The organism is Pseudomonas sp. GYB4201, from assembly GCF_056312595.1.
This window is the reverse complement of record NZ_JBWGIG010000009.1, coordinates 65463-92321: the sequence shown is the minus strand read 5'-3', so window position 1 is coordinate 92321 and position 26859 is coordinate 65463. Positions and strand designations below refer to the sequence as shown.

At 60.9% G+C, this 26859-nt stretch carries 30 protein-coding genes; 18 read left to right on the top strand and 12 right to left on the bottom strand.

All coding sequences use genetic code 11. From position 1 onward, the window contains the following. Positions 1 to 80 precede the first annotated feature (80 nt). From AC0Z2B_RS10865 to AC0Z2B_RS10850, 4 genes are all read left to right on the top strand, one after another. The gene (locus AC0Z2B_RS10865; RefSeq protein ID WP_476296606.1) at positions 81 to 2219 is read left to right on the top strand and encodes a type I secretion system permease/ATPase; all 2139 of its coding nucleotides are present in this window, start codon (positions 81 to 83) and stop codon (positions 2217 to 2219) included. Then, entirely contained in the window at positions 2216 to 3640 is a 1425-nt protein-coding gene (locus tag AC0Z2B_RS10860; RefSeq protein ID WP_476296604.1) for an HlyD family type I secretion periplasmic adaptor subunit, read from the top strand. Before AC0Z2B_RS10865 ends, AC0Z2B_RS10860 begins: the two co-directional genes overlap by 4 nt. Before the next feature lie 336 nt (positions 3641 to 3976). Continuing rightward, positions 3977 to 5533, top strand: coding sequence for a hypothetical protein (locus AC0Z2B_RS10855; protein WP_476296602.1), 1557 nt, complete (start codon positions 3977 to 3979; stop codon positions 5531 to 5533). Between the two features lie 126 nt (positions 5534 to 5659). Next, positions 5660 to 5992 (top strand): DOPA 4,5-dioxygenase family protein, encoded by a 333-nt coding sequence (locus AC0Z2B_RS10850; protein WP_476296600.1) that lies wholly within the window; start codon positions 5660 to 5662, stop codon positions 5990 to 5992. Between the two features lie 115 nt (positions 5993 to 6107). On the opposite strand, the gene AC0Z2B_RS10845 is transcribed toward AC0Z2B_RS10850, so the two are convergent. The 4 genes from AC0Z2B_RS10845 to trpB all read right to left on the bottom strand — a co-directional run bounded on the left by AC0Z2B_RS10845 (position 6108) and on the right by trpB (position 9192). Next, complete coding sequence (locus tag AC0Z2B_RS10845; protein ID WP_416421689.1) at positions 6108 to 6560, bottom strand: anti-virulence regulator CigR family protein; 453 nt, start codon at positions 6558 to 6560, stop codon at positions 6108 to 6110. Between the two features lie 33 nt (positions 6561 to 6593). After that, a complete protein-coding gene (locus AC0Z2B_RS10840; RefSeq protein WP_416421690.1) occupies positions 6594 to 7034 on the bottom strand; it encodes a hypothetical protein in 441 nt (146 codons plus the stop codon). 125 nt (positions 7035 to 7159) lie between these two features. After that, positions 7160 to 7972, bottom strand: coding sequence for a tryptophan synthase subunit alpha (gene trpA / locus AC0Z2B_RS10835; RefSeq protein ID WP_476296598.1), 813 nt, complete (start codon positions 7970 to 7972; stop codon positions 7160 to 7162). Then, the gene (gene trpB / locus AC0Z2B_RS10830) at positions 7969 to 9192 is read right to left on the bottom strand and encodes a tryptophan synthase subunit beta (protein WP_416421692.1); all 1224 of its coding nucleotides are present in this window, start codon (positions 9190 to 9192) and stop codon (positions 7969 to 7971) included. Before trpB ends, trpA begins: the two co-directional genes overlap by 4 nt. A 113-nt stretch (positions 9193 to 9305) precedes the next feature. Between trpB and AC0Z2B_RS10825 the strand changes: the two genes are divergently transcribed. Continuing rightward, a complete protein-coding gene (locus AC0Z2B_RS10825; protein ID WP_476296596.1) occupies positions 9306 to 10202 on the top strand; it encodes a LysR family transcriptional regulator in 897 nt (298 codons plus the stop codon). On the opposite strand, the gene AC0Z2B_RS10820 is transcribed toward AC0Z2B_RS10825, so the two are convergent. After that, positions 10199 to 10522: an ElaB/YgaM/YqjD family protein gene (locus AC0Z2B_RS10820; protein ID WP_416421694.1), complete on the bottom strand. Its 324-nt coding sequence runs from the start codon at positions 10520 to 10522 to the stop codon at positions 10199 to 10201. The two genes, AC0Z2B_RS10825 and AC0Z2B_RS10820, sit on opposite strands and share 4 nt — an antisense overlap. 150 nt (positions 10523 to 10672) lie before the next feature. Here AC0Z2B_RS10820 and AC0Z2B_RS10815 point away from each other — a divergent pair, with 150 nt between their 5' ends. Continuing rightward, positions 10673 to 10888 carry a dodecin gene (locus AC0Z2B_RS10815; RefSeq protein WP_416421695.1) on the top strand — a complete coding sequence of 72 codons (216 nt, stop codon included), beginning with the start codon at positions 10673 to 10675 and terminating at the stop codon, positions 10886 to 10888. Positions 10889 to 11011: 123 nt separating this feature from the next. Next, entirely contained in the window at positions 11012 to 11227 is a 216-nt protein-coding gene (locus tag AC0Z2B_RS10810) for a DUF1161 domain-containing protein (protein WP_416421696.1), read from the top strand. Between the two features lie 127 nt (positions 11228 to 11354). Here the strand turns inward: AC0Z2B_RS10810 and AC0Z2B_RS10805 are convergent, their stop codons facing one another. Next, positions 11355 to 12356, bottom strand: coding sequence for an LLM class flavin-dependent oxidoreductase (locus AC0Z2B_RS10805; protein WP_416421697.1), 1002 nt, complete (start codon positions 12354 to 12356; stop codon positions 11355 to 11357). Between the two features lie 199 nt (positions 12357 to 12555). On the opposite strand from AC0Z2B_RS10805, the gene AC0Z2B_RS10800 reads away from it, so the two are divergent. After that, entirely contained in the window at positions 12556 to 12984 is a 429-nt protein-coding gene (locus tag AC0Z2B_RS10800) for an OsmC family protein (RefSeq protein ID WP_416421698.1), read from the top strand. Between the two features lie 85 nt (positions 12985 to 13069). After that, positions 13070 to 13306: a DUF1161 domain-containing protein gene (locus AC0Z2B_RS10795; RefSeq protein WP_416421699.1), complete on the top strand. Its 237-nt coding sequence runs from the start codon at positions 13070 to 13072 to the stop codon at positions 13304 to 13306. Here AC0Z2B_RS10795 and AC0Z2B_RS10790 read toward each other — a convergent pair whose 3' ends face one another. Both AC0Z2B_RS10790 and AC0Z2B_RS10785 read right to left on the bottom strand, forming a co-directional pair. Then, a complete protein-coding gene (locus tag AC0Z2B_RS10790; protein ID WP_476296593.1) occupies positions 13307 to 13720 on the bottom strand; it encodes a PA0061/PA0062 family lipoprotein in 414 nt (137 codons plus the stop codon). It abuts the gene before it with no gap. Positions 13721 to 13770: 50 nt separating this feature from the next. Beyond that, positions 13771 to 14184 carry a PA0061/PA0062 family lipoprotein gene (locus AC0Z2B_RS10785; RefSeq protein WP_476296591.1) on the bottom strand — a complete coding sequence of 138 codons (414 nt, stop codon included), beginning with the start codon at positions 14182 to 14184 and terminating at the stop codon, positions 13771 to 13773. A gap of 59 nt (positions 14185 to 14243) precedes the next feature. On the opposite strand from AC0Z2B_RS10785, the gene AC0Z2B_RS10780 reads away from it, so the two are divergent. Continuing rightward, positions 14244 to 15332 carry an aminopeptidase gene (locus AC0Z2B_RS10780; RefSeq protein WP_476296589.1) on the top strand — a complete coding sequence of 363 codons (1089 nt, stop codon included), beginning with the start codon at positions 14244 to 14246 and terminating at the stop codon, positions 15330 to 15332. A 32-nt stretch (positions 15333 to 15364) separates the two neighbouring features. Here AC0Z2B_RS10780 and AC0Z2B_RS10775 read toward each other — a convergent pair whose 3' ends face one another. Both AC0Z2B_RS10775 and AC0Z2B_RS10770 read right to left on the bottom strand, forming a co-directional pair. Continuing rightward, positions 15365 to 16012, bottom strand: coding sequence for an HAD-IA family hydrolase (locus tag AC0Z2B_RS10775; RefSeq protein ID WP_473004993.1), 648 nt, complete (start codon positions 16010 to 16012; stop codon positions 15365 to 15367). A gap of 14 nt (positions 16013 to 16026) precedes the next feature. Further along, positions 16027 to 16590 carry a gamma carbonic anhydrase family protein gene (locus AC0Z2B_RS10770; RefSeq protein ID WP_476296587.1) on the bottom strand — a complete coding sequence of 188 codons (564 nt, stop codon included), beginning with the start codon at positions 16588 to 16590 and terminating at the stop codon, positions 16027 to 16029. An 89-nt stretch (positions 16591 to 16679) separates the two neighbouring features. On the opposite strand from AC0Z2B_RS10770, the gene prlC reads away from it, so the two are divergent. Continuing rightward, positions 16680 to 18731: an oligopeptidase A gene (gene prlC / locus AC0Z2B_RS10765; RefSeq protein ID WP_476296585.1), complete on the top strand. Its 2052-nt coding sequence runs from the start codon at positions 16680 to 16682 to the stop codon at positions 18729 to 18731. After that, complete coding sequence (locus AC0Z2B_RS10760) at positions 18728 to 19009, top strand: YheV family putative zinc ribbon protein (RefSeq protein ID WP_416421706.1); 282 nt, start codon at positions 18728 to 18730, stop codon at positions 19007 to 19009. The genes prlC and AC0Z2B_RS10760 overlap by 4 nt, the downstream gene beginning before the upstream one ends. On the opposite strand, the gene AC0Z2B_RS10755 is transcribed toward AC0Z2B_RS10760, so the two are convergent. Further along, a complete protein-coding gene (locus AC0Z2B_RS10755) occupies positions 19006 to 19647 on the bottom strand; it encodes a phosphatase domain-containing protein (protein WP_476296583.1) in 642 nt (213 codons plus the stop codon). The genes AC0Z2B_RS10760 and AC0Z2B_RS10755 overlap by 4 nt on opposite strands. 322 nt (positions 19648 to 19969) lie before the next feature. On the opposite strand from AC0Z2B_RS10755, the gene AC0Z2B_RS10750 reads away from it, so the two are divergent. The 5 genes from AC0Z2B_RS10750 to AC0Z2B_RS10730 all read left to right on the top strand — a co-directional run bounded on the left by AC0Z2B_RS10750 (position 19970) and on the right by AC0Z2B_RS10730 (position 25364). Continuing rightward, entirely contained in the window at positions 19970 to 20710 is a 741-nt protein-coding gene (locus tag AC0Z2B_RS10750; RefSeq protein WP_476296581.1) for a gluconate 2-dehydrogenase subunit 3 family protein, read from the top strand. A 2-nt stretch (positions 20711 to 20712) separates the two neighbouring features. Then, a complete protein-coding gene (locus tag AC0Z2B_RS10745; protein ID WP_476296579.1) occupies positions 20713 to 22497 on the top strand; it encodes a GMC family oxidoreductase in 1785 nt (594 codons plus the stop codon). Between the two features lie 12 nt (positions 22498 to 22509). Next, positions 22510 to 23811, top strand: coding sequence for a c-type cytochrome (locus AC0Z2B_RS10740; RefSeq protein ID WP_476296577.1), 1302 nt, complete (start codon positions 22510 to 22512; stop codon positions 23809 to 23811). 142 nt (positions 23812 to 23953) lie between these two features. Next, on the top strand, positions 23954 to 25012 hold the full coding sequence (locus tag AC0Z2B_RS10735) for a PA0069 family radical SAM protein (RefSeq protein WP_416421711.1): 1059 nt from the start codon (positions 23954 to 23956) through the stop codon (positions 25010 to 25012). A gap of 97 nt (positions 25013 to 25109) precedes the next feature. Continuing rightward, positions 25110 to 25364 carry a type II toxin-antitoxin system YafQ family toxin gene (locus AC0Z2B_RS10730; RefSeq protein ID WP_476296575.1) on the top strand — a complete coding sequence of 85 codons (255 nt, stop codon included), beginning with the start codon at positions 25110 to 25112 and terminating at the stop codon, positions 25362 to 25364. Between the two features lie 15 nt (positions 25365 to 25379). Here AC0Z2B_RS10730 and AC0Z2B_RS10725 read toward each other — a convergent pair whose 3' ends face one another. Next, positions 25380 to 25646, bottom strand: a complete 267-nt coding sequence (locus tag AC0Z2B_RS10725; RefSeq protein WP_476296573.1) for a type II toxin-antitoxin system RelB/DinJ family antitoxin — start codon at positions 25644 to 25646, stop codon at positions 25380 to 25382. 329 nt (positions 25647 to 25975) lie between these two features. On the opposite strand from AC0Z2B_RS10725, the gene AC0Z2B_RS10720 reads away from it, so the two are divergent. Continuing rightward, the gene (locus AC0Z2B_RS10720; RefSeq protein ID WP_416421712.1) at positions 25976 to 26695 is read left to right on the top strand and encodes a carbonic anhydrase; all 720 of its coding nucleotides are present in this window, start codon (positions 25976 to 25978) and stop codon (positions 26693 to 26695) included. Positions 26696 to 26859 lie beyond the last annotated feature (164 nt).

The window sequence follows — 26859 nt, the reverse complement described above, 5'->3', positions numbered from 1 at the left end:
GCTCGGGACTTGGAATTAATCCTACAGCGCTGGTCGACTGAGTTTCGTCCTGGCTGTGGCCAAGTTCAGGGACAGAGAAAATGTCGACCACGGATTCTGCCGATTGCACAGATACAGGGCTCGCCTGCCTGTTGATGCTGGCTCGTTTGCATCAGATCGTTGTATCGCCTGAGCAGCTAAGGCATGAGCTAGGCAGCGGCTGTACGAATTTTGACCCAACGCAAATTCTGCAGGCCGCGAAAAAGCTAGGGCTCAAAGCAAAGCTCACGCGCAGCTCCGTCGATCGGCTCGCGCACCTTCCTCTGCCCGCGATAGGCGTATGCACGGACGGTCAATTTTTCATCCTCGCCAAGCTTATTGATGGGCGGGTACTGATTCACGACCCCTTGGTCGGGCGTGCTGAATATTCGAGCTTTGAGGATCTTGCCGAACGCTGGGTTGGAGAATTGATCCTCCTGAGGTCTCAAGCGTCAATCGTGGGGGAACTGGCTCGGTTTGACTTTACCTGGTTCATTCCAGCAATCATCAAATACCGGAGATTGCTCACCGAGGTCTTCGTCGTCTCATTCGTGCTGCAGATATTTGCCCTTCTCACTCCGCTCTTTTTTCAAGTTGTCATGGACAAGGTCCTGGTGCATCGAGGCCTGACCACCTTGGATGTCATCGCAGTAGGGCTGTTGGTAATCATGCTGTTCGAGACCGCGTTAAGCGGCCTTCGTACCTACATCTTCTCCCACACTGCGAGCCGGATCGACGTTGAGCTTGGTGCTCGGTTGTTCCGACATCTTGTGGCGCTGCCAATCTCCTATTTCCAGGCACGACGAGTGGGGGATTCGGTTGCTCGAGTACGAGAACTGGAAAACATTCGGAGCTTTTTGACTGGGAACAGCATCACGCTGGTACTGGATGTTTTTTTCTCGGTCGTTTTTATTGGTGTCATGTTCATTTACAGCGGGTGGCTGACACTCGTTGTGGTGCTGTCGCTGCCCCTCTACTTCCTGGTTTCGCTGATAGTTACGCCAATTTTAAGGGGCAGGATTAACGAAAGTTTTGCGAGAGGTACCGAGAACCAGGCTTTCCTGGTGGAAACGGTGAACGGCATCGACACGCTGAAATCTATGGCGGTAGAGCCACAAATAACCCGGCGTTGGGAGAATCAGCTGGCCGCCTATGTGTCAGCCGGCTTTAAAACCCAGAATTTATCTGCCGTCGCCAATGAGTGCGTAGGGTTGATAGGAAAACTGGTGACGGTTGCCACGCTGTGGTTAGGCGCCCGGCTAGTGATTGATGGCGAACTGAGCGTTGGCCAATTGATCGCGTTCAACATGCTGGCTGGGCGCGTCTCGCAACCCATAATGCGCTTGGCCCAGCTATGGACGCAGTTTCAGCAGACAGGCGTATCAATCCAAAGGCTGGGAGACATTCTCAATACCCGAACCGAGCTAAACCAACGAACTCGCAGCACTGTACCGCCCATCAGCGGGCGCATCGAATTCGACCAGGTGCGTTTCCGCTACCGGCCAGATGGCTCAGAGGTTCTGCGTTCCGTCAGCCTGAGTATCTCCCCTGGCGAGGTTATTGGGATCGTGGGGCGGTCAGGGTCGGGGAAAAGCACACTCACACGACTGATCCAGCGGCTGTATGTGCCTGAGCGTGGTCGGGTGCTCGTGGACGGCATGGACTTGGCCTTGGTCGATGTCTCGTCACTGCGTCGCCAAATCGGCGTAGTGCTTCAGGACAGTCTGCTTTTCCAGAAAAGCATTCGCGAAAACATCGCCCTCAGTGACGCAGGCGTTTCATTGGAGGTTGTTATCCACAGCGCGAAAATGGCGGGCGCTCACGACTTCATTCTGGAGTTGCCCGAGGGCTATGACACGTTGGTGGGTGAGCATGGTGCATCGTTATCGGGAGGTCAGAGGCAGCGCATCGCAATTGCCAGGGCGTTGATGGGCGACCCGAGGATATTGATTTTTGACGAGGCAACCAGCGCCCTTGATTACGAGTCCGAACGCGTCGTCCAGCAAAATATGCGTCGGATATGTGAAGGGCGAACGGTCATCGTTATCGCCCACCGACTGTCAGCTGTAAGAGATTCCCATCGAATCATCGTCATGGACCGTGGGCAAATTATCGAGGAAGGCAGCCACGATGATTTGATTGTCATTCCCGACGGTCACTACGCCTATCTGTACCACCTGCAGCAAGGTGGTAAAGGATGAACAGATTCGATGCTGCGCTCGGCCTGTGGCGCAAATACCACCTTGCGTGGAAATGTGCCTGGTCGAACCGCCAAGCCAATGCCAGCGTGAAGCGCAAGGCCGAAGAGCTTCAGTTCCTGCCTGCGACGTTGGAGTTGCAAGAGAAGCCTCCGCATCCAGCTGCACATTGGGTGTTGGCCTTTCTTCTGCTTTTTAGCGCAATAGCGTTCCTGTGGTCCTGCTTAGGAAAAATTGACGTCGTCGCGACCGCAGAGGGAAAAGTAATTGCCAGTGGGATGAGCAAATTTATCCAGGCCAGCGAGGTTTCGATCGTTAAAGCTGTGCTTGTCCAAGAGGGGCAGGCCGTAACGAAAGGTCAGGTAATAATCGAGCTTGAAGCCGTCAATTCACAAGCTGATGTGAACCGCTTGAAGGCTGAACTGGTAGCCGCTCAATCGGACTGGGCGCGCGCAACGGCGTTACTTAAAGCGATTGAAGAAAAATCGGAACCGCAACCTATTCAGGACCTGATGCCAGGCGCGCCTTTGGAGCAAGTTGCAGCGACTACCACCTGGCTGCGAGGACAGTACATTGAATTGAACAGCAAAATCGGCCAGATGGATGCCGAGGTAAACCAATTTGATGTGCAGATAATTTCCGCAAGGACGAATATAAAGACAGCTGCCAAGGTGTTGTCGATCTCTACAAGGGTGGCAGAAAGTTCCAAGAATTTGGCTGAAGGCGGCTACATACCACGAAACGTCTACTTGGAAAGGGAGCGCCTGCGGATTGATCACGTCCGGGAAATAGAGCTTCAACAAAATAAAATTCGGGAGCTTCAAGCCTCCATTCGAATCACGCGCCAGCGCAGGGATAATCTGGTAGACCAAGTTCGTATTGCAATGCTGGATTTGGAGGGGCAGTCCCGCAGGGTAATTAAAAGAGTAACCCAAGAGCTTGAAAAAGCCGAGTATCGACACAGGTTGATGTCATTAGTTTCACCGATAGACGGTACCGTTCAAGAACTGTCCATTCATACGGTGGGTGGTGTGGTGACTGCGGCGCAAAATCTTATGGTGGTGGTGCCGCACACTCAGCCTTCTGAAGCAGATGTCTGGTTGGATAATAAGGATATTGGTTTTGTATATCCTGGGCAGGAAGTGGCAGTAAAGATTGATTCGTTTAATTACGTTAAATACGGGGTGTTTATTGGGAAAGTTGTCTCGATCTCCCAGGATTCGATATCGAGTGAGGAAATGCCATCTAAATACAGCGTTCGGATAAAGCTGAATGCTGCCCCAGCACTAGTTGTGAACCGAAATCTTGTAGTGTCGCCAGGTATGACGCTTACGGCCGAGTTAAAACTATATAAGAGATCCGTGCTCGGATATTTTATTGAACCATTATGGCGATCGCTGCAAGAAGGGCTAAGAGAACGATGAGATTATAAAGTGAGCCGATTTTGATTTGGGGGGGGTTGCAATATGGTTGTGAAGATATACAAGCCAATACTTTATGGGTTGTTGGCTGGAGCCGGGTACTGTTTTTTTTGGGGATTTTATCTCGGCATTGACAAAACAAATCTTTCAACGTTACATCAGGATCTGATGATGTTGACAGGGTTAACGGGATACAGCGCGCTTTATGCTAGGCATAAGCTTGGTTTCAAATTCAGATATTTGATTTGGGGTATGGCTTTCGCAGCTTCAGCGATCATGGCTGTTTACACGTACTGCGTTTTTTATCAAGCGGTATTTTTTTGGTCTAGGAGGTGACGTATGGCGATAAAAGATCCAACTGTAATTGCAAACTTAATTGATGGTGCTTTTACCGGCCGTAGCATTTTGATGCACCCAGAATTTGAAGGAAGTCCTCTGGCAGATATGGGGAACTGGGGAGCTATGGTCAACTCGCTTGCCGCAGTGCATCCGGCCGCTGCAGGAATCGCTTCCACGGCGACGGCTCCCATGATCATCGCGTCAGCGATCCATAAGTTTTCGAACGGCACCGCCGATATTGGTACATATGCTGATATCGCGGCTCTTATAGCCGCGAGAACTAGCCACCCGGCACTTAAAGCAATGGCGATTTCTTTTTCAGTGGGTGTGAAAATCGGTGGTTACATAAACGAAAGATGGGGAGACGAAATAAACGACGCTGTGTGGGATGCATCTGATCACATGGGCGCTATGGTTGATGATATTCGCACCCTCCCAGGGATGGGTGATGTATTCAGAGATCTGTCAAAAAAGCTTGCATACACCATCGCTTTCCCAAAAGATTCCCCACATACTGAAGAGCTAACCACGTGGATTGAAACTCAAAAGCAGTCAGATAGCGCTTTCCAAGGAATAGACACCTCCCAAGGATTCAATTCCGATCAAGTGTTTGGTCCTGTGGCGGGCCACTCTAGTGATATAAATAAACTGACAATCGATCTTTGGAGCAGTTTCCGTTACCGTAATCCTTTCGGGGGAATTCCGCTAGATACTTCAGGTTTTGGGGGGGGCTTTAGACCCGGACCAGCTGGCGCGCTTCCATCCGCTCGAATTGATACTCCATGGATTATGTTTAATGGGAACAAGCTCTGTTTGGAGCCGGGGCCCCGCGACCCGTTAGTTCTAGATCTTTCAGGAATTGGCATTAAACTTTCGAGTTTGACGTCGACTGAAACCTATTTTGATATGGATAATAATTCCAGCCGATTGGAGCGTACTGGGTGGATAAGACCCGGAGAAGGCCTAGTGGTAGTGGATTTGGACGGGAACGGGAAAATTGATAGTGCCCGGGAACTTGTCTCTGAATTTTTGGGTGCTGCGACAGTCACTGGATCAGCTGAAAGCGTAAAGCCTTTCAAAAACGGGTTTGATGCACTTAAATCTTTAGATAGCAACAATGACGATGTGTTCGATAATAAGGATGAAGCATGGGCAACGGTTAAAGTGTGGGCTGACGACAACCAAGACGGATTGAGTTGGGCTGACACGAATGGAAATGGTACGCTGGATGACGCCGAGAGCAATGAGTTGTTATCGCTAGACGAGCTGGGTATCGAGCTGATAAGCCTGACTGCTGAGGAGGTTTCAGATGAATATAGAGCCGGTAACAAGATTTTAGCTAGCGGCAACTTTTTGCAAGCAGGAGTGCAAAAAGAAGCTTTAGCAGTAGGTTTCCAAACTTACAACATAGACAGTGCTCCAAAACTCTCAATGGAGGCACAAGTTGATGGACTCATCGGCATGATGGCAGCTATCGGTTCTGTTTCATTAGACTCTAGCAGTGGAGATGGCAATCCACTATATCGATCTGATTACGTCTTGGCAGCTAGTGCATGATAATTAGGAGCTCGTAGCCCTCTGGAGTGAGGCAGCCTTCTGCCTCACTACTCTATCCTTGGAGAGACTACGACCAGTATTTTACTGCATGGTACTCTGACGCCATGAATTTCGGAGACCCCCACCGTGCAACCAATCCAGGGCTACCACGCCCACATCTATTTCGACGCCTCCACCCTCGACCAGGCGCGCGCCCTGTGCGAAGAAGCCGCGCGGTTGTTTCCCGTGGTGATGGGGCGTGTGCATGAGAAGCCGGTAGGGCCGCACCCGGACTGGAGCTGCCAGTTGGCGTTCGCGCCGCAGGTGGTGGCGCAGGTGTTGCCGTGGCTGGCGATGAACCGCAAGGGGCTGGTGGTGTTCATGCACCCGCTGAGCGGGGATGAGTTGGCGGACCACCGTGATCATGCGATCTGGATGGGGGCGGTGCGGCCGTTGAAGTTGTCGATTTTCGGCGGGTGATGAACCCAATCCCGTAGCAGCGGCCATCAGGCCGCGTCCTTGGCGCCTCGGTATTTCTGGTGTACCGGGGGGGTCAGGACGCAGCCTTTGGCAGCTGCTACGGGGTGGTGTTATTTCAGTTCAACACACCATCGAGGATCTCGTAGACCACGCCGGTGCCTACCGAGATCAGCACCACGTCGTTGCCCAGGCGGCGCCATTCGTAGCCGGGGTAGCGTGGCAGCTGCGACAGCGCGCGGCTGTCCAGGCGCTTGCCGTAGCCGTGGGGCAGCGGGCGGCCTTTGACCACGTGGACGTTCGGTGGCAGCGGGCTGCCGTGGCCGAAGCTGTCGCGGTGCTGCTGGATGGTCTGGCGCACAGGGCCGAAGTCCTGTGGTGGGCGGTTGCCGCCGCCAGCGTGTTGCTGCTGTTGCGGCGCGCCATGCTCGTCGCCGCGCGGGCCACCTTGTTGCTGGTGCTGTTCACCACCCTGGCGCTGGTCGTCCGGGCCTGGGGCAGCTTGCAGCAATGGGGTGACGCCAACCAGCAGCACGCCCATGCCTGCGATCAGGGATTTTGGCAGTTTCATACGCGTTCCTCGCGGTGGTGTGTCGAAAATGAATCAGTAGGCCAGGACGCCTTGCAGCACCTGGTAAACCACACCGGTGCCATCTTGGATCAGCACGATATCCGGGCCGTAGGCGATCCATTGGTAGCCTGGGTAGTACGGCAGTTGTTCCAGTTCACGCGGGCCCAGCGGGCGACCGTAGCCGGGCGCCAACGGGCGGCCCTGGACGACGAACACGCCTGGCGGCAGGCGCTCGGCACGGCCGAAGTAGCCGCGGTGTTCGAAGGCGTGCTGGCGGATGGGGCCGAAATCACGGGGCGGGCCGCCATGGTCGAAGCGGTGGTCGTCACGATGGTCGTCGCGGTGGTCATCGCGATGATCGTAGTGGCCACGGTCATCCGGGCCACCCGGGCCCCATTGGTCGGCATGGGCCAGGGATGTCATGCCGACAAGCACAAGCCCCAGGCTGGCAATCAATGGTTTGGAGAGTTTCATCGAGCGAATCCTCACTGCTCAAACAACAAAAAAGGGAACCAGATCTTACGGATCAGGTTCCCTCTGGTCTGTGAAATTAGTCCGGAAAATCAGCAACTAATTCCTTTGTAACAAATTATTTACCTTCAGCTGACACGGGCCTTACGCACGCCTTGGGCCAATTGCGAACACAGCTCAAGTACATCCCCCACGGCCTGGTCGGGCGAGCCGGCCTTGGCGATCTTGTCCACCAGCGCCGAACCCACCACTACACCGTCGGCCAGGCGCGCGATGGCGGCGGCCTGCTCGGGGGTGCGGATGCCGAAACCGACGCTGATCGGCAGGCTGGTGTGGCGGCGCAGGCGCTCGATGGCGCTGCTCACGGCCTCGGTGGTGGCAGAGCCGGCACCGGTCACGCCGGCCACCGACACGTAGTAGACGAAGCCGGAGCTGCGCTCCAGCACGCGCGGCAGGCGCACGTCGTCGGTGGTGGGCGTGGTCAGGCGGATGAAGTCGATGCCCGCGGCCTGGGCCGGGGTAGCCAGCTCGGCGTCGTGCTCGGGTGGCAGGTCGACTATGATCAGGCCGTCCACACCCACTTCGCGGGCCTCGGCCACGAAGGCCTCGACGCCAAAGCGGTGGATGGGGTTGTAGTAGCCCATCAGCACGATTGGCGTGGTGTCGTTGCCAACCCGGAACTCGCGCACCATCTGCAGGGTTTTCTTCAGGGTCTGGCCGGCATCCAGGGCGCGCAGGGTGGCCAGCTGGATGGCCACGCCGTCGGCCATGGGGTCGGTGAACGGCATGCCCAGTTCGATCACGTCGGCGCCGGCGGCCGGCAGGCCCTTGAGGATGGCCAGGGAGGCGTCGTAGCCAGGGTCGCCGGCAGTGACGAAGGTCACCAGGGCGGCGCGGCCCTCGGCTTTCAGATCGGCGAAGCGTTGTTCAAGACGGCTCATGCCAGTTTCTCCTGCTCGGCGGCGGCCATATGGCTCATCACGGTTTGCATGTCTTTGTCGCCACGGCCCGAGAGGCAGACGACCATCAGGTGATCCTTGGGCAGGGTAGGCGCGCGCTTGATGGCTTCGGCCAGGGCGTGGGCGGTCTCCAGTGCCGGGATGATGCCTTCCAGGCGGCAGGTGGTGTGGAACGCGGCCAGGGCTTCGTCATCGGTGATGCTGACATAGTTCACGCGCTTGATCTCGTGCAACCAGGCGTGTTCCGGGCCGATGCCAGGGTAGTCCAGGCCGGCGGAGATCGAGTGGGCGTCGGTGATCTGGCCGTCGTCGTCCTGCAGCAGGTAGGTGCGGTTGCCGTGCAGCACGCCCGGCACGCCGCCGTTGAGGCTGGCCGCGTGTTTGTCGGTGTCCACGCCGTGGCCGGCGGCTTCAACGCCGTAGATTTCCACGCTGGCGTCGTCCAGGAACGGGTGGAACAGGCCCATGGCGTTGGAACCGCCGCCCACGCACGCCACCAGGCTGTCGGGCAGGCGCCCTTCCTTGGCGTGCAGTTGCTCGCGGGTTTCCTTGCCGATGATCGACTGGAAGTCGCGCACCATGGCCGGGTAGGGGTGTGGGCCTGCGACGGTGCCGATCAGGTAGAAGGTGTCGTCGACGTTGGTCACCCAGTCGCGCAGCGCTTCGTTCATGGCGTCTTTGAGGGTGCCGGTGCCAGCGGTGACCGGCACGATCTCGGCGCCCAGCAGGCGCATGCGGAATACGTTGGCCTGTTGGCGCTCGATGTCGGTGGCGCCCATGTAGATCACGCAAGGCAGGCCGAAGCGCGCGGCGACGGTGGCAGTAGCCACGCCGTGCATGCCGGCGCCGGTCTCGGCGATCAGGCGTTTCTTGCCCATGCGCTTGGCCAGCAGCACCTGGCCGATGCAGTTGTTCACCTTGTGCGCGCCGGTGTGGTTCAGCTCTTCGCGCTTGAAGTAGATCTTGGCGCCGCCGCAGTGTTCGGTCAGGCGCTCGGCGAAGTACAGCGGGTTCGGGCGGCCGATGTAGTCGCGCTGGAAGTAGGCCAGCTGCTCGAGGAATTCGGGGTCGGCCTTGGCGGCTTCGTATTCGCGGGCCAGGTCGAGCACCAGCGGCATCAGGGTTTCAGCCACGTAGCGGCCGCCGAAGGCGCCAAACAGGCCGTTGGCATCCGGGCCGTTGCGCAAGTTAGTCTGGGTCATGGGTCGCTCCAGGTGAAAAGTGATGGGCTAGCTATGAATCTACTGTAACCACGGCGGCCGGCGAAAAAAACCGATAAGATTGCTGCAACATGTCAGGAAAACTCACAGATACTATGAGCCGCGACCTGCCCCCCCTCAACGCCCTGCGCGCGTTCGAAGCCACTGCCCGGCTGAACAGCGTAAGCCGCGCGGCCGAACAATTGCACGTGACCCACGGCGCCATCAGCCGCCAGCTGAAGGTGTTGGAAGAGCACCTCGGGGTGAGCCTGTTCGTCAAGGAAGGCCGTGGCCTGAAACTCACAGATGCCGGCCTGCGCCTGCGCGATGCCAGCGGCGATGCCTTCGAGCGCCTGCGCACCGCCTGCGCCGAGATCAGCCAGGGCGCCAGCGACGCGCCCTTCGTGCTGGGCTGCTCGGGTAGCCTGCTGGCGCGCTGGTTTATCCCCAGGCTGGGCAAGCTCAACGCCGACCTGCCGGACCTGCGCCTGCACCTGTCCGCCGGCGAAGGCGACCTGGACCCGCGGCGCCCCGGCCTCGATGCCTGGCTGGTGTTCGCCGAGCCGCCGTGGCCGGCCGACATGCAGGTGTATGAACTGGCGCACGAACGTATCGGCCCGGTGCTGAGCCCGCGCTTTGCCCGTTTCGAAACGTTGGCCGAGGCGCCTGCGCAGGTGCTTGCCGGCGAGCCGTTGCTGCACACCACTTCGCGCCCGCAAGCGTGGCCCAATTGGGCGGGGGCCCACGGCATCGCGCCCGGCCAGTTGCAGTACGGCCAGGGGTTCGAGCACTTGTATTATTTGCTGGAGGCGGCGGTGGCCGGCCTGGGGGTGGCCATCGCCCCGGAACCGCTGGTGATTGACGACCTGCGGGCGGGGCGACTGGCGGCGCCGTGGGGCTTCAGCGAAACCTCGGCGCGCCTGGCGCTATGGGTGCCCCGGCGCGCCGACGATGGGCGCGCCCGGCAGCTGGCGCACTGGCTCACCGCGGAGCTGGCGCGCCAGGTGGATTAGTTGCCGCGCTTGATCAGCAGGTAGCCGGCCAGCAGGCCCAGTGCGCCGATGGCCACGCCTGCGGTGGTCCAGGGGTGTTCCTGCGCGTAGTCGCGGGTGGCGACGCCGGTCTCGCGGGTTTTCACCTTCACGTCTTCGTACACGTCGCTGAGCAGATGACGCGAGTGTTTCAGGGCGTTTTCAGCGTTGGCGCGCAGGCTTTTCAGGGTTTTGCGCGACTCGTCGGACGCATCGTCCTTCAAGCTCTCCAGCGATTTGAGCAGACTTTCGATTTCCGCTTCCATGCTTTGCAACGAAGCTTTGCGAAGTGAAGTAGCCATAGGTGTCTCTCCTGCGTGGTGAGTTGCGTGTGTAAGTTTCCGACTGCGGCGCTTCAGGAAAGTGCAGTGCATCTGAACTTTTGCGCCCCGATTCGGCACAGAGCTAAAAGGCCACCTACGCTCAAGACCACTATCGAAAGGAGATTCACCATGTCTGACCATCGCACCTACAAGCTGATCGAACTGGTTGGTTCTTCGGCCAACAGCATCGAGGAAGCCATCAACAACGCCCTGGCCGAGGCCGGCAAGACCGTCAAGCACCTGGAGTGGTTCGAGGTGCTGGAAACCCGCGGCCACATCGAGAACAACAAGGCCGCGCATTTCCAGGTCACGCTGAAGGTCGGCTTCCGCATCGCAAACAGCTGACACGATTCTGAGAAGCGTCTTACTGGCCGAATGGCCAGTATTCCGCTACAAACAGTGCTGGGGGGCTCCGGCAATCTTGCCGGGGCACTTGTCTGCTCATGATCTGACCAGGGAATGTGACCGATGAAGAATATTTTGTTGGCAGCAGGGTTGTTCTGCATGGCGGGTTCGGCACTGGCGGCGGGGAAGCCGTGTGAAGAACTGAAATCGGAAATCGCCGCGAAGCTCGACGCCAAGGGCGTCAGCCACTACACGCTGGAAATTGCCGACAAGGGCACCGGCGGCAAGGTTGTCGGCACCTGCGAGGCCGGCCGCAAGGAAATTGTGTACAAGAAATAACCTGTAGCCGCTGCCGTCAGGCTGCGCTGGCCTTGCCGTTCGCTGGAGATTTCCAGCGAGGCAGAGGGCCAGCGCAGCCTGGCGGCAGCGGCTACTGATCGGCGCCTAATGCAGGCGCCTTTTTTTTTCAGCCCTTGGCGATCTGCGCCAGCAGTTCGTAGGAATGCAGCCGGTCGGCGTGCTCATACAGGTCGCAGGTAAAGATCAACTCATCTGCCTGCGTCTGCTCCAGCAACACCTCCAGTTTTGCGCGAATCTTCTGTGGGCTGCCCACCATGGCCAGGCCCAGGAAGTCGGCGACCGCGGCTTTCTCGTGGGGTAGCCAGCGTCCTTCCATGCTGTCTACCGGCGGTTGCTGCACCAGGCTCTGGCCGCGCATCAGGTTGAGGATGCGCTGGTACACCGAGGTGGCCAGGTAGTCGGCCTGCTCGTCGGTGTCGGCGGCCACCAGTGGCACGCCCAGCATCACGTACGGCTTGTCCAGCACCGCCGAGGGCTTGAAGTGGTTGCGGTAGGTGCGAATCGCTTCATGCATGTAGCGCGGCGCGAAGTGCGAGGCGAAGGCGTACGGCAGGCCGTACATGCCGGCCAGCTGGGCGCTGAACAGGCTGGAGCCCAGCAGCCAGATCGGCACCTGGGTGCCGGTGCCGGGCACAGCGATCACTTTTTGCTCAGGGGTGCGCGGGCCCAGGTAGCTCATCAGTTCCAGCACGTCATCGGGGAAGTCGTCGGCGCTGCCCGAGCGCTCGCGGCGCAGGGCGCGGGCGGTCATCTGGTCGGAGCCCGGCGCACGGCCCAGGCCCAGGTCGATGCGGCCCGGGTAGAGGCTTTCCAGCGTGCCGAACTGTTCGGCGATCACCAGCGGCGCATGGTTGGGCAGCATTACCCCGCCGCTGCCGACGCGGATGGTGGAGGTGCCGCCGGCCAGGTAGCCCAGCAGGACGGCGGTGGCCGAGCTGGCGATGCCGTCCATGTTGTGGTGCTCGGCGACCCAGAAGCGGTGGTAGCCGAATTTTTCCAGGTGTTGCGCCAGGTCCAGCGAATTGCGCAGCGAGTGCGCCGGGCCCTTGTCGGCGCGCACGGGCACCAGGTCCAGGGCGGAATACTTGATATCGGAGAGTCGTTTCATGGGTAGCACTTCCTCAGGCGTCGAGTGGAAGGCTGGTGCACGCTGCCATGGGTAACACCACCCTGCCCTTTATCCAACAGTATGGGCATATTGAGAAACTTCAATACCATCTTGTCAATCGGTGTGAACTTGCAAGCCCTGCTGCCCCTCCTAACCTCAGTACCTGCGCGAACCTTCGCGTGCAACCCGAGGAGGCATCATGAAGAAGACAGCATCAGCCGTCTGGCAAGGCGGCTTGAAGGATGGCAAGGGCCAGATTTCCACTGAAAGCGGCGCGCTGAAGAGCAACCCTTATGGCTTCAACACCCGGTTTGAGGGGCAGCCTGGTACCAACCCGGAAGAGCTGATTGGTGCGGCTCATGCGGGTTGTTTCTCGATGGCCCTGTCGATGATCCTGGGCGGCGCCAACCTGACCGCCGACCGCATCGACACCATCGCCGAAGTCACCCTGGACAAGGTGGGCGAAGGTTTCGAGATCACCGCCGTGCACCTGATCCTGAAAGCCAAGGTGCCGGGCGCCACCAACGAGCAGTTCCAGGAACTGGCCAACAAGGCCAAGGAAGGCTGCCCGGTGTCGAAAGTGCTCAAGGGCGCCAAGATCAGCCTGGACGCCACGCTGGTCAGCTAGGCCGGCACTGGAACAGGTGATGGCATTTGTGGTCTAGATGTAGGAGCCGACCTGTCGGCTCCACCCGCAATTCAAGGATGCCATCATGATCAAGCGACTGATATTGACCCTCGCCTGCTGTGCTGCGGCCACCAGCGCCATGGCAGCCCCCAAGCCCTGTGAAGAACTGAAGGCCGAGATCGAAGCCAAGATCCAGGCCCAGGGCGTCACGTCCTACACCCTCGAAATCGTCAGCAACGAAGAAGTCCACGACAAGAACATGATCGTGGGTTCGTGCGAAGGCGGCAGCAAGAAAATCATCTACCAGAAGAACGACCGCTAGCTAGTACAGGCAGTTAACGCTGCGATCCTCTGCCACCACCTGCTTGCGTTGGTCATAAAGCCGCGCGCTGGGGTTGATGCCCAGCGTGCGGGCTTCCAGCAGGTAACGTTGGCCGGCCTGGAAGCCGTCGTAGCGCAGGGTGAGATAACAGGTGCGCTCATCGGGCTCCATCATGATCAACCCGCCGGCGTAGATCTCGAAGTCGTAGCGCACCATCAGCTCATGGCTGCCCGGGGTAACCTGGAAATAGCGACCGTCCTTGAGGCGCACGCCATCGAGGCGTTCGGCCATGACCACCTTGCCGCCCAGCATGGTCATGTCCACCCAGGCCTGTTGGGGATTGACCGGGGGCAAGGGGGTGATGCTGCAACCGGCCAGGGTAATGAATGATGCGACAGCAAGGGCGCGGCGCATGATGGGCTCCAGGGTGGGGACAGGCCTCCAGCATACCCCCGCGCGGCGGTCTACGTCGCTTGGCAGCCCGCCGGTTGCGCCTTGCCCACCACGTAGCGTTGTTCGTCATACAGCTTGGCCCAGGGTTGGAAGCCCAGGCTGCCCGCCTCCAGCCGGTAGCGCTGGCCGGCGCTGAAGTCCTTGAAGCTGAGCTTCATCTTGCAGTCCCGCCACAGCGGCTGGGCCACCGGGCCGATATTGGTGGGGGCCACGGGGAATTGAAAAGTTACCCACAATTCATGAGCGCCTGGCTGCACTTCGAAGTAACGTGGGTCGGTCCAGTCATGGTTATCCACCTTCACCGCCTTCAGCGAGTTGTCGGAGCCGGCCGCAAGGTCCACCCAGGCCTGGTGCGGGTCGGGGTCGGGCAAGGTCGAACAACCGGCCACGGCCGCCAGACCGCAGACAAGTAACAAGGCACGCATGGCAATACTCCCGATGGCAATGGTGGCCGGTTCGTCCCAATGAAGGATTCACCCGACAGATGATTGATCTTCTTTTTTTAAGGCGCGCAGACCCTGGGGCACTCGACCGCAAAATTCGCCGCTTGGTTCCCCTGTTGGCCGTTTTGCTGCTGAACGGTTGCTCCACCTATTACGGCCAGTTGCTTGATGGCCAGGTGCAACTCTTGAGGGCGCGCGAGCCGGTGAGCCGGGTGATCGCCGATCCTACGCGGGACGCGAAATTGCGCGCGCAGCTGCGCCAGTCCCAGGCAGCGCGGGACTTTGCCAGCAGCCATCTGCACCTGCCGGACAACCGCAGTTACCGCCTTTATGCGGACGTGAAACGCAGTTCCGTGGTGTGGAACGTGTTTGCCACCGAGGAATTTTCTTTAGACCCGCAAACCCACTGCTTTCCGATAGCCGGTTGCGTGGCCTACCGCGGCTACTACAGCCTGGGGGCTGCCCGGGGTGAGGCGGCGCTGCAGAAGCAGGCCGGGATGGACGTGTACATTGGCCGGGTGGACGCCTACTCCACCCTGGGCTGGTTCGATGACCCGATCATCAACACCATGATGGACCGCGGCGACGAACGCCTGGCCACGCTGATTTTCCACGAGCTGGCGCACCAGCGCTTTTACGTGAAGGACGACAGCGAGTTCAACGAGTCCTACGCCACGTTCGTCGAGCAGGAAGGCACCCGGCAATGGCGGGCGTACCAGGGCCTGCCGCCGGCCAACGTCGACCAGTCGAAGCAGATCCACCAGTTCACCCAACTGGTGCTCGACACCCGTGACCGCCTGAAAGCCCTGTACGCCCAGCCGCTGGCGCCGGCGGCCATGCGCCAGGCCAAGCAGCAGGCGTTCGAGCGCATGCGCGCCGATTACCGCCAGCTGCGCGACAGCCAGTGGAACGGCGACAAGCGCTACGACGCCTGGGTCAACGCGCCGATGAACAACGCCAAGCTGCTGCCGTTCGGGCTGTATGACCAGTGGGTGCCGGCGTTCGCGGCGTTGTTCCGGCAGGTGAACGGCGATTGGCCGACGTTCTTCAGCGAAGTGGAGCGGTTGGGCAAGTTGCCGCCTGACCAGCGCAAGGCCGCATTGATCAAATTAAACACAACCGCCCCGTAGCAGCGGCCGCATGGCCGCGTTCCAGGCGCCGGTCAGGCCTTGAAAGCCTGGTGCAGCTCAGCCAGCGTATCGAAATGATAGGTCGGCGCCTCGGCCTCCAGCTCCTCGCGGCTGCCGAAGCCGTAGCCCACCGCCACCACGTCGAGGCCGTTTGCCTTGGCGCCGATCAGGTCGTGCTTGCGGTCGCCGATCATCAGCGTCTGGGCCGGGTCCAGGCCCTCTTCCTTGAGCAGGTGGGCGAGCAGCTCGACCTTGTTGGTGCGGGTGCCGTCCAGCTCGCTGCCGTAGATCACCTTGAAGTGCTTGGCGAAGTCGAAATGCCGGGCGATCTCGCGGGCAAATTCCCACGGCTTGGAGGTGGCCACGTACAGATGGCGGCCCTGGGCTTCCAGGGTTTCCAGCAGCTCGATCACGCCCTCGAACACTTCGTTCTCGTACAGGCCGGTGACCTTGAAGCGCTCGCGGTAGAAATTCACCGCCTGCCAGGCCTTCTCTTCCTCGAACCCGTAGAACTGCATGAACGCCTGCAGTAGCGGCGGGCCAATGAAGTGCTCGAGCTTGCGCAGGTCTGGCTCGATGATGCCGAGCTTTTCCAGGGCGTACTGGATCGAGCGGGTGATGCCTTCGCGCGGGTCGGTGAGGGTGCCGTCTAGGTCGAAGAGAATGTTCTGATAATGCATGGGAATTTTCCGAATCAGTCGGTGGACAGCGGGTTGGGGCTGGCGAAGCCGGCCTCCAGGTGCTGGTCCTTGAGTTTCACGTAGTTGCCGGCGGTGTAGGTGAAGAAGCCGCGCTCCTTGTCGGTCAGCGGGCGCGCCTGCTTCACCGGGCTGCCCACGTACAGGAAGCCGCTTGCCAGGCGCTTGCCCGGTGGTACCAGGCTGCCGGCGCCGATGATGACCTCGTCTTCCACCACGGCGCCGTCCATGACCGTGCTGCCCATGCCGATCAGGATGCGGCTGCCCACGGTGCAGCCGTGCAGCATCACCTTGTGGCCGATGGTCACGTCGTCGCCGATGACCAGCGGGAAGCCGTCGGGGTTGAAGGGCCCGGCGTGGGTGATGTGCAGCACACTGGCGTCCTGCACGCTGGTGCGCGCGCCGATGCGGATGCGGTGCATGTCACCGCGGATCACGGTCATGGGCCATACCGAGCTGTCCTCGCCGATTTCAACATCGCCGATGACAACCGCCGAACGGTCGACAAACGCCCGCGCGCCCACCTGGGGCGTGTGCTGCTGGAAAGTGCGAATGGCCACGATAGGCTCCTTCTCTGGCGTTGATAGCTGCGGTCAGCGCCGATTGTAATTAAGATGGGCTGGTGTTTCTTCAGCCAAGGTGTGTATCCGTGAGCGCGACCAACCCGCTACTGCAGTCTTATGACCTGCCACCGTTCTCGGCGATCCGTGCCGAGCACGTACAGCCGGCGATTGAACAGATCCTGGCCGACAACCGTGCGGCGATCGCCAAGATTCTCGAAACCCAGGCCAAGCAGCCTACCTGGGCAGGCCTGGTACTGGCCATGGACGAGCTCAACGACCGCCTCGGCGCGGCCTGGAGCCCAGTCAGCCACCTTAACGCAGTCTGCAACAGCCCGGAACTGCGCCAGGCGTATGAAGCCTGCCTGCCCGCCCTGAGCGCCTATTCCACCGAAATGGGCCAGAACCGTGAGCTGTTCCAGGCCTATGAAGCGCTGGCCAACAGCCCGGAAGCGGCGTCCTTCGACGTGGCGCAGAAAACCATTCTCGAGCATTCGCTGCGCGACTTCCGCCTGTCGGGTATCGACCTGCCGCCAGAGCAGCAGCAGCGCTACGCCGAAGTGCAGAGCAAACTCTCGGAGCTGGGCAGCAAGTTCTCCAACCAGCTGCTGGACGCCACCCAGGCCTGGACCAAGCACGTCACTGACGAAGCGGCCCTGGCCGGCCTGACCGACTCGGCCAAGGCGCAAATGGCCGCCGCCGCCAAGGCCAAGGGCCTGGATGGCTGGCTGATCAGCCTGGAGTTCCCCAGCTATTACGCGGTAATGACCTACGCGCAGGACCGTGCTCTGCGCGAGGAAATCTACGCTGCCTACTGCACCCGCGCCTCGGACCAGGGCCCCAACGCCGGCCAGAATGACAACGGCCCGGTGATGGAACAGATCCTCGACCTGCGCCAGGAACTGGCCAGGCTGCTGGGCTACGCAAGCTTCGCCGAGCTGAGCCTGGCCACCAAGATGGCCGAGTCCAGCGACCAGGTGCTGGGTTTCCTGCGCGACCTGGCCAAGCGCAGCAAGCCGTTCGCTGCGCAAGACCTGGCCCAGCTCAAGGCCTACGCCGCCGAGCAGGGCTGCCCGGACCTGCAAAGCTGGGACAGCGGTTTCTACGGTGAAAAACTGCGTGAGCAACGCTACAGCGTCTCCCAGGAAGCGCTGCGCGCCTACTTCCCGATCGACAAGGTGCTGACGGGCCTGTTCGCCATCGTTCAGCGCCTGTACGGCATCGAAATCGCCGAGCAGACCGGCTTCGACACCTGGCACCCGGACGTGCGCCTGTTCGAGATCAAGGAAAACGGCAAGCACGTTGGCCGCTTCTTCTTTGACCTGTACGCCCGCGCGAACAAGCGTGGCGGTGCGTGGATGGACGGCGCCCGTGACCACCGCCGCACCGCCGATGGCGCGCTGCAAAGCCCGGTGGCTAACCTGGTGTGCAACTTCACCCCGGCCGACGCCGGCAAGCCAGCGCTGCTGACCCACGACGAAGTGACCACTCTGTTCCATGAGTTCGGCCATGGCCTGCACCACCTGCTGACCCGCGTCGAGCACGCTGGCGTATCCGGTATCAATGGCGTGGCGTGGGATGCGGTCGAGCTGCCAAGCCAGTTCATGGAAAACTGGTGCTGGGAGCCTGAAGGCCTGGCGCTGATTTCCGGCCATTACGAAAGCGGCGACGCCCTGCCCCAGGACCTGCTGGAAAAAATGCTGGCGGCGAAAAACTTCCAGTCCGGCCTGATGATGGTGCGCCAGCTGGAGTTCTCGCTGTTCGACTTCGAACTGCACGCCACCCACGGCGATGGCCGCGGCGTGCTGCAGGTGCTCGAAGGCGTGCGCGACGAGGTCTCGGTCATGCGCCCACCGGCGTACAACCGCTTCCCCAACAGCTTCGCGCACATCTTCGCCGGCGGTTACGCGGCGGGCTACTACAGCTACAAGTGGGCCGAAGTGCTGTCGGCGGACGCGTTCTCGCGTTTCGAGGAAGAAGGCGTGCTCAACGAAGCCACTGGCCGCGCATTCCGCGAAGCCATCCTGGCGCGTGGCGGTTCCCAGGAACCGATGGTGCTGTTCGTCGACTTCCGCGGCCGCGAGCCGTCGATTGATGCACTCTTGCGCCATAGCGGCCTGAGTGAGGACGCGGCAGCATGAGTGAAGTGACCGTGATCAAGACCAAGAAACGCTTCATCGCCGGGGCCGTCTGCCCGGCGTGCAGCGAGTCCGACAAGTTGATGATGTGGAGCGAGGACGAGGTGCCGCACCGCGAGTGCGTGGCCTGCGGCTACAGCGACACGCTGAACGCCCAGGGCCAGTCGATTCCCAGCGAGCTGGGGACGCGGGTCAACCAGGCCGCGCCGAAGGTGGCCAACCCGAAAGTGCAGACGGTGCAGTTCTTCCCCAACCCCAAGTTGAAGAAGCCCCAGGCTTAGATCAACGCCTTGAACAGCCCCTTGACCGCGCACGCGGCCAGGGGGTTGGTGCTGCACGCCCCGCTGGCCAGGGCGTTGCGCACGCTTTCCACGTCAACGCCGTTGATGTAGTCGATACCGTATTTCATTCGCTTGAGGTCGCCGAACCCGCCCTGGGTCATCTCGGCCACCGCGTCCTGCTTGCTCCAGCCCTGCACCACCACCCGATACATTGCCGACACCAGGCCGGTGCGGTCCATGCCGTGCTTGCAATGAATCAGCACCGGGCCCTTGGCCTGGGCCTCCTGGATGGCCCGCAACGCCGCGATGATCTGCGCGTCATCGGCGTGCACGGTGCGCATCGGCAGTTGCACGCGGTTGATCTGCGGCTCCTTGAGCCAGGTTTCATCCGACTCGGGCAGGAAACTGACCACGGTCTTGATCTGCAGTTTGCCCAGCAACGGCACCGCCTGTTCGTCAGGCAGGGCGCTGCGGTACAGGGTGGGGCTCATCTGGTACAGGTTGTAGTGCGGCTCCACCGATTGCGCCCACTGCGCTGGGCGCTGGGCCACGTCCACGCTGGGCTCGCCGGCGAAGCAGGCGGTGGCCAGGCTCAACGACAGCGGCAGGCAAAACAACAGGCGGCGCAGCAAAGACATGGCAGATCCGGATGGGCGGTGGGCTTATGGGGCGCAAGAATGGCCCCGATGGCGTGAAAGCTGTGTTGGGTGTTTGTAAAAACTTCGTATAAAAACCCTGTAAAACCGGGCTGAAACCGGTTACATTTTCGCTTCTCAAAACGCCTCTACGTAGGCTGAAGCAACACCCTGGCGTGCCGCCCAGACTCGATAAAACTAAAAAACGTCGCGATGTTCTTTACTAAGGGCAACGCGATGCCTGCCTGTGCAGCTCGATGAGCAATTCAAAACGATAAAGCAGCCCCAAGGCTGCGAATAATCCGTGATCGGATGAGGATCCCCCATGTCTGAGCAAGACCACGACAACCCGCGCCGGGATTTCCTGCGCAAGACTCTCACCCTGATACCCGTAGTGACCGTGGCCAGCACTGGCCTGGGCATGGGTGTGGGCGAGCTGATGGCCGCGCCGGAGAAAAAGCCCGAGCCCGTGCCAGTCAAGCCTGCGCAGGACTACCAGCCCAGCTATTTCACCGCCGAGGAGTGGGCGTTCGTCAACGCCGCCGTGGCGCGGCTGATCCCGGCCGACGACCTGGGGCCGGGCGCGCTGGAAGCCGGTGCGCCGGAATTCATCGACCGGCAGATGAACACCGCCTACGCCAGCGGTGCGTTGTGGTTCATGCAGGGCCCGTTCGTGGCCGACGCGCCGCCGGAAATGGGCTACCAGCTCAAGCTGGTGCCCAAGGAAATCTACCGCCTGGGCATCGCCGCTACCGACGCCTGGTGCAAGAAGCAGGCAGGCAAGGTGTTCGCCCAGCTGGATACCGCTGCCCAGGAAAGCGTGCTGACCAAGCTTGAGTCCGGCGAGATCCAGTTCGATGACGTGCCGTCCAAGGCGTTCTTCGCGCTGCTGATCCAGAACACCAAGGAAGGCTTCTTCAGCGACCCGGTGCACGGCGGCAACAAGGGCCTGGTGGGCTGGACCCTGGTGGGCTTCCCCGGCGCGCGCGCCGATTTCATGGACTGGGTTGAACGCAACGAGGCTTACCCCTTCCCGGCAGTATCCATTCGCGGCGAGAGGGCTTGAGCATGGCGACCGTATTGAAAAAAGTCGACGTCGTGATCGTCGGCTTCGGCTGGACTGGCGCAATCATGGCCAAGGAGCTGACCGAGGCCGGCCTGAACGTGGTGGCGCTGGAGCGCGGCCCGATGCAGGACACCTACCCGGACGGCAACTATCCCCAGGTCATTGATGAACTGACCTACAGCGTGCGCAAAAAACTCTTCCAGGACATCTCCAAGGAAACCGTCACCATCCGCCACAGCGTCAACGACGTAGCCCTGCCGAACCGCCAGCTGGGCGCGTTCCTGCCGGGCAAGGGCGTGGGCGGTGCCGGCCTGCACTGGTCGGGCGTGCACTTCCGGGTCGACCCTATCGAACTGCGCATGCGCAGCCACTATGAAGAGCGCTACGGCAAGAACTTCATTCCCAAGGACATGACCATCCAGGACTTCGGCGTGACCTACGAAGAGCTGGAGCCGTTCTTCGACTTCTCGGAAAAGGTCTTCGGCACCTCTGGCACCGCCTGGTCGGTGAAGGGCCAGGTGGTGGGTGAAGGCAAGGGCGGCAACGCCTACGCGCCCGACCGTTCCAACCCGTTCCCGTTGGAAGCGCAGAAAAACGGCGTGTCGGCAATGCTGTTCCACAAGGCCGCCACCGAGTCGGGCTACAAGCCCTACAACCTGCCGTCTGCCAACACTTCGGGGCCGTACACCAACCCCTACGGCGCGCAGATGGGCCCGTGCAATTTCTGCGGTTTCTGCAGCGGCTATGTCTGCTACATGTATTCCAAGGCCTCGCCGAACGTGAACATCCTCCCGGCGCTGCGCCAGGAGCCCAAGTTCGAGCTGCGCACCAACGCCCACGTGCTGCGCGTGAACCTGACCGACGACAAGAAGCTGGCCACCGGCGTCAGCTACATCGACGCCCAGGGCCGCGAAGTGGAACAGCCGGCGGACCTGGTGATCCTCGGTGCGTTCCAGTTCAACAACGTGCGCCTGATGCTGCTGTCGGGCATCGGCAAGCCCTACGACCCGATCAGCGGCGAAGGTGTGGTGGGCCGCAACTTCGCCTACCAGAACATGGCTACGGTGAAGGCGTTCTTCGACAAGGACACCCACACCAACAACTTCATCGGCGCCGGCGGCAATGGCGTGGCGATCGACGACTTCAACGCCGACAACTTCGACCACGGCCCCCACGGCTTCGTCGGTGGCTCGCCGTTCTGGGTCAACCAGGCCGGTAGCCGCCCGATTGCCGGTACTTCCAACCCGCCGGGCACCCCGGCCTGGGGCAGCGCCTGGAAAAAGACCACGGCCGAGTACTACACCCACCAGGTGTCCATGGACGCCCACGGCGCGCACCAGTCCTACCGCGGCAACTACCTCGATCTCGACCCTACCTACAAGGATGCCTACGGCCTGCCGCTGCTGCGCATGACCTTCAATTGGCAGGAAAACGACATCAAGATGAACATGTTCATGGCCGACAAGCTGAGCAAGATCGCCAAGGCCATGAACCCCAAGTCCATCGCCATCCTGGGCAAGAAGGTCGGTGAGAAATTCAACACCGCCGCCTACCAGACCACCCACCTCAACGGCGGCGCGATCATGGGCACCGACCCCAAGACCAGCGCTATCAACCGTTACCTGCAGAGCTGGGACGTACACAACGTGTTCGTGCCGGGCGCCTCCGCCTTCCCACAAGGCCTGGGCTATAACCCTACCGGCCTGGTGGCAGCCCTGACCTACTGGTCGGCCAAGGCTATCCGCGAGCAGTACCTGAAGAACCCCGGCCCGCTGGTGCAGGCTTAAGGAGCGATGATCATGAGCAAACTGTTTATCGCATCCCTGGCCCTGGCCAGCCTGCCCGTGTGGGCAGCCGAACCTTCGTTCGACCCGGCCCTGGTGCAGAAAGGCGAATACCTGGCGCGCGCCGGTGACTGCGTGGCCTGCCACACCGCCAAGGGCGGCAAGCCCTTCGCCGGTGGCCTGCCGATGGAGACGCCGATCGGCACCATCTACTCCACCAACATCACCCCGGACAAGACCGGCATCGGCGAATATTCGTACGAAGACTTCGACCAGGCCGTACGCCACGGCGTCGGCAAAAGCGGCAGCACCCTGTACCCGGCCATGCCCTACCCGTCCTACGCCCGCGTCAGCGACGAAGACATGCAGGCCCTGTATGCCTACTTCATGAAGGGCGTGCAACCGGTGCCCCAGGAGAACAAGGACGTCGATATCCCGTGGCCGCTGAGCATGCGCTGGCCGCTGGCGATCTGGCGCGGCATGTTCGCGCCCAAGGTCGAGCCGTTCAAGGCCGCGGGCACGGATGAAAGCATCAACCGCGGCGCCTACCTGGTCGAGGGCCTGGGCCACTGTGGCGCCTGCCATACCCCGCGTGCCATCACCATGCAGGAAAAAGCCCTGAACCCGGCCGACGGCAAGGCGTTCCTGGCAGGTTCCGCGCCGCTTGAAGGCTGGATCGCCAAGAGCCTGCGCGGCGACCACAAGGACGGCCTGGGCAGCTGGAGCGAGGCGGACCTGGTGGCCTTCCTCAAGACCGGCCGCAGCGACCGTACCGCGGTGTTCGGCGGCATGAGCGACGTGGTCGAGCACAGCATGCAGTACATGAGCGACGCCGACCTGACCGCTATCGCCCGTTACCTGAAGTCGTTGCCGGCGGTGAATCCCGACGACAAGCCGCAGGCCTACGACAAGGCCGTGGCCGACGCGCTGTGGAAGGGCGACGACAGCAAGCCGGGCGCCTCGGTGTACATCGACAACTGCGCCGCCTGCCACCGTACCGACGGCAAGGGCTACACCCGCGTGTTCCCGGCCCTGGCCGGCAACCCGGTGCTGCAGACCGACGACCCGACGTCGTTGATTCACATCGTTCTCAAGGGCGGCACCCTGGTGGCGACCAAGACCGCGCCGTCGAACTTCACCATGCCGTCCTACGCCTGGCGCCTGTCGGACCAGGAAGTGGCGGACGTGGTGAACTTCATCCGCACCAGTTGGGGCAACCAGGGGTCGCAGGTGTCGGCGAAGGACGTGAAAGCGTTGCGCACCGATGACCTGAAGACCACCTCGGGGGATGACCTCGGGCAGGTGACGTCCAAGTAGTGCCCTGACGCCGCCTTCGGCAGCTGCTACAGACACCGTAGCAGCGGCCGCAGGCCGCGTCCCCGACGCCGTCAGACTACCGGCCCTATCCAAACCCAAGGTCTCGATGTACTGTATATAAATACAGCCTGGAGGCCCGTCCATGTCCACGCCCCTGCCCCCACGCGGCCGCGGCACCGCCGCCAACCCGCACAACCGCTTCGCCGCCCACCGTTCGGTGGCCGAGGACGACGGCTGGTACCAGGAAGTGCCTGTCACCCAGGGCACCGAAGTGCGCATCGAGACGGCCAAGAGCATCATCACCCGCAACAGCTCCCCCGACCTGCCCTTCGACCGCACCATCAACCCCTACCGCGGTTGCGAGCACGGCTGCATCTACTGCTATGCCCGCCCCAGCCATGCCTACTGGGACATGTCCCCCGGCCTGGACTTCGAAACCAAGCTGATCGCCAAGACCAACGCCGCGGCGCTGCTGGAGCAGCAGCTGTCCAAGCGCGGCTACAAGGTGGCACCGATCAACCTGGGCTCCAACACCGACCCCTACCAGCCCATCGAGCGCGAGCACAAGCTGACCCGCGCCGTGCTGGAGGTGCTGCTGCGCTACCGCCACCCTGTCACCATCGTTACCAAGGGCTCGCTGATACTGCGCGACCTGGACCTGCTCAGCGAACTGGCGAAGCTCAACCTGGTGTCGGTAATGATCAGCCTCACCACCCTCGACGACGAACTCAAGCGCACCCTGGAACCCCGCGCCGCCGCGCCCAAGGCGCGCCTGCGGGCCATTCGCGTGATGCGCGACGCCGGCATCCCGGTGGGCGTGCTGTGCTCGCCGATGATCCCCATGATCAACGACATGGAGCTGGAAAGCCTGCTGCGCGAAGCCAAGGCCGCCGGCGCCCTGACCGCCAGCTACATCATGGTGCGCTTGCCGCTGGAGGTGGCCCCGTTGTTCGAGGAGTGGCTGCAGCAGCACTACCCCCAGCGCGCCGAGCATGTACTGAGCCTGATCCGCCAGAGCCGCGGCGGCGAACTGTACGACAGCCGCTTCGGCGCACGCTTTCGCGGCGAGGGGGTGTTCGCCGACTTGCTGGAGCAGCGCTTCAGGGCAGGCATCAAGCGCCATGGGCTGGAGCGGCGCGAGGGGTATGCGCTGGATTGCACGGCGTTTTGCCCGCCAGGGGGGCAGATGTCGTTGTTGTGAGGTTGTAACTGGGGGTGAATGTAGGGTGTCGCGGCGATGCTTACGTCATTAGGCTCGGGTCTTTTGCCGAGTAGGCTTACCCTTGCTAAGAATTTTGATGACACCCCAATTCGCCGAGGACTTTAGACGGCACAGTGCTGGACGCGATGCGTCCTTTTTCAAGGAAATAGTCCAGTTATTGGAGCGCCAGCTGCCGTTACCTCCGAAGGCATGCGATTGCCCGCTCGTAAATACGCACGGGCGTTGGAATTGCCGAGTCGGCTTTGACTGGTGGGTAATCTACCGGTGTGACATTGGTTGTGGAACCATCACATTCGAACAGACAGGCGGTTTCCATGATCTGTTCGAATGACTGGGCATAGCGCGCTTATACCCCAAGGTCCTTGAAGAACGCCTCGGAGTTCTCGTACTCAGTGGCCACAGGATTGGAGTCCTGGTCCTCCATGATTTTGCGGGACCGGGCGTTAAGGGACGGCGCTTTTACCTGGAAAGGTAGCTCTTTGTTCTGGGCAACCTGAACCAGCATCATGCGAATTGCCTGGGAAATGGTCATGCCCATCTCTTCAAGCACGGCCGTCGCGTTCGCCTTTAGCTCGCTATCGATACGGGTCCTGACTACTTCGGTATTTGCCATGTCATCATTCCTGGGGAGCATGTTGTAGCTACAACGAGCTTACGCAATCAGCGTAAGGATGTACAGGCCAGGGAGCAGAGCGGGGTAAAAACACCGAGCAACGGCTGAAATCATACCCTTTTGCCATCACTTCGTAGCTTCCTGAAACACTTCAAACCCCCGCCCCAGAGCCTTCCATTCAGGTTGAATTAAGATTTCATCTCTACCTTGAATCCCACGTGACCCAATAGTCACTAAGCTGCATCAAACGCCTTGCATAGTTTCTTCTTGTAGGACGTTTTACCCCGTAAAATGGGAAAAATCCTTTAACCGACTCACGAGGACGAATCATGACCGACAAGGACTCTTCCCTGAACGAGCCGGCCGTCGAGGCTGAATCTGCGGAAGCTGCGTTGAAGACCATCGTCGATGGCTTCCTGCATTTTCATCACGAAGTGTTTCCGCAGCAGGAAGAACTGTTCAAGAAGCTCGCCACGGCCCAAACCCCGAGGGCGATGTTCATTACCTGCGCAGACTCGCGGATCGTGCCAGAGCTGATTACCCACAGCTCGCCGGGTGACCTGTTCGTGACCCGCAACGTGGGCAACGTGGTGCCGCCGTACGGGCAGATGAACGGTGGTGTTTCCACCGCCATCGAATACGCCGTGATGGCGTTGGGCGTGCACCACATCATCGTGTGCGGGCACTCGGACTGCGGCGCCATGCGTGCCGTGCTCAACCCGCACACGCTGGAAAAGATGCCGACGGTGAAGGCCTGGCTGCGTCACGCCGAGGTGGCCAAGACCGTGGTGCACGACAACTGCAACTGCGCCACCGAAGCCGAAAGCATGCAGGTACTGACCGAAGAGAACGTCATTGCCCAGCTGCAACACCTGCGCACCCACCCCTCGGTGGCCTCGCGCATGGCCGCCGGCCAGTTGTTCATCCATGGCTGGATCTACAGCATCGAGACCAGCGAAATCAAAGCCTACGATGCTGAGCGTGACTGCTTCGTCCCTCTGGACGGCTCCCTGCCGACACCGAGCGCAACGCCCAAAGGGCGCTTCTAAACGCTCGACCTTGCGATAAACGAGGCCTGAACGACGACGTACTTCGGTACGCCGTCCGCCCCGTTGCCGTTATCGAAAACCATGTGTGTGCCAGCCGGCCCTGCCAGACCGGTTGCGGGCAGCTGCACGCCCGAAAAAAGCCACAGGGTTTTCGACAGCGGCCA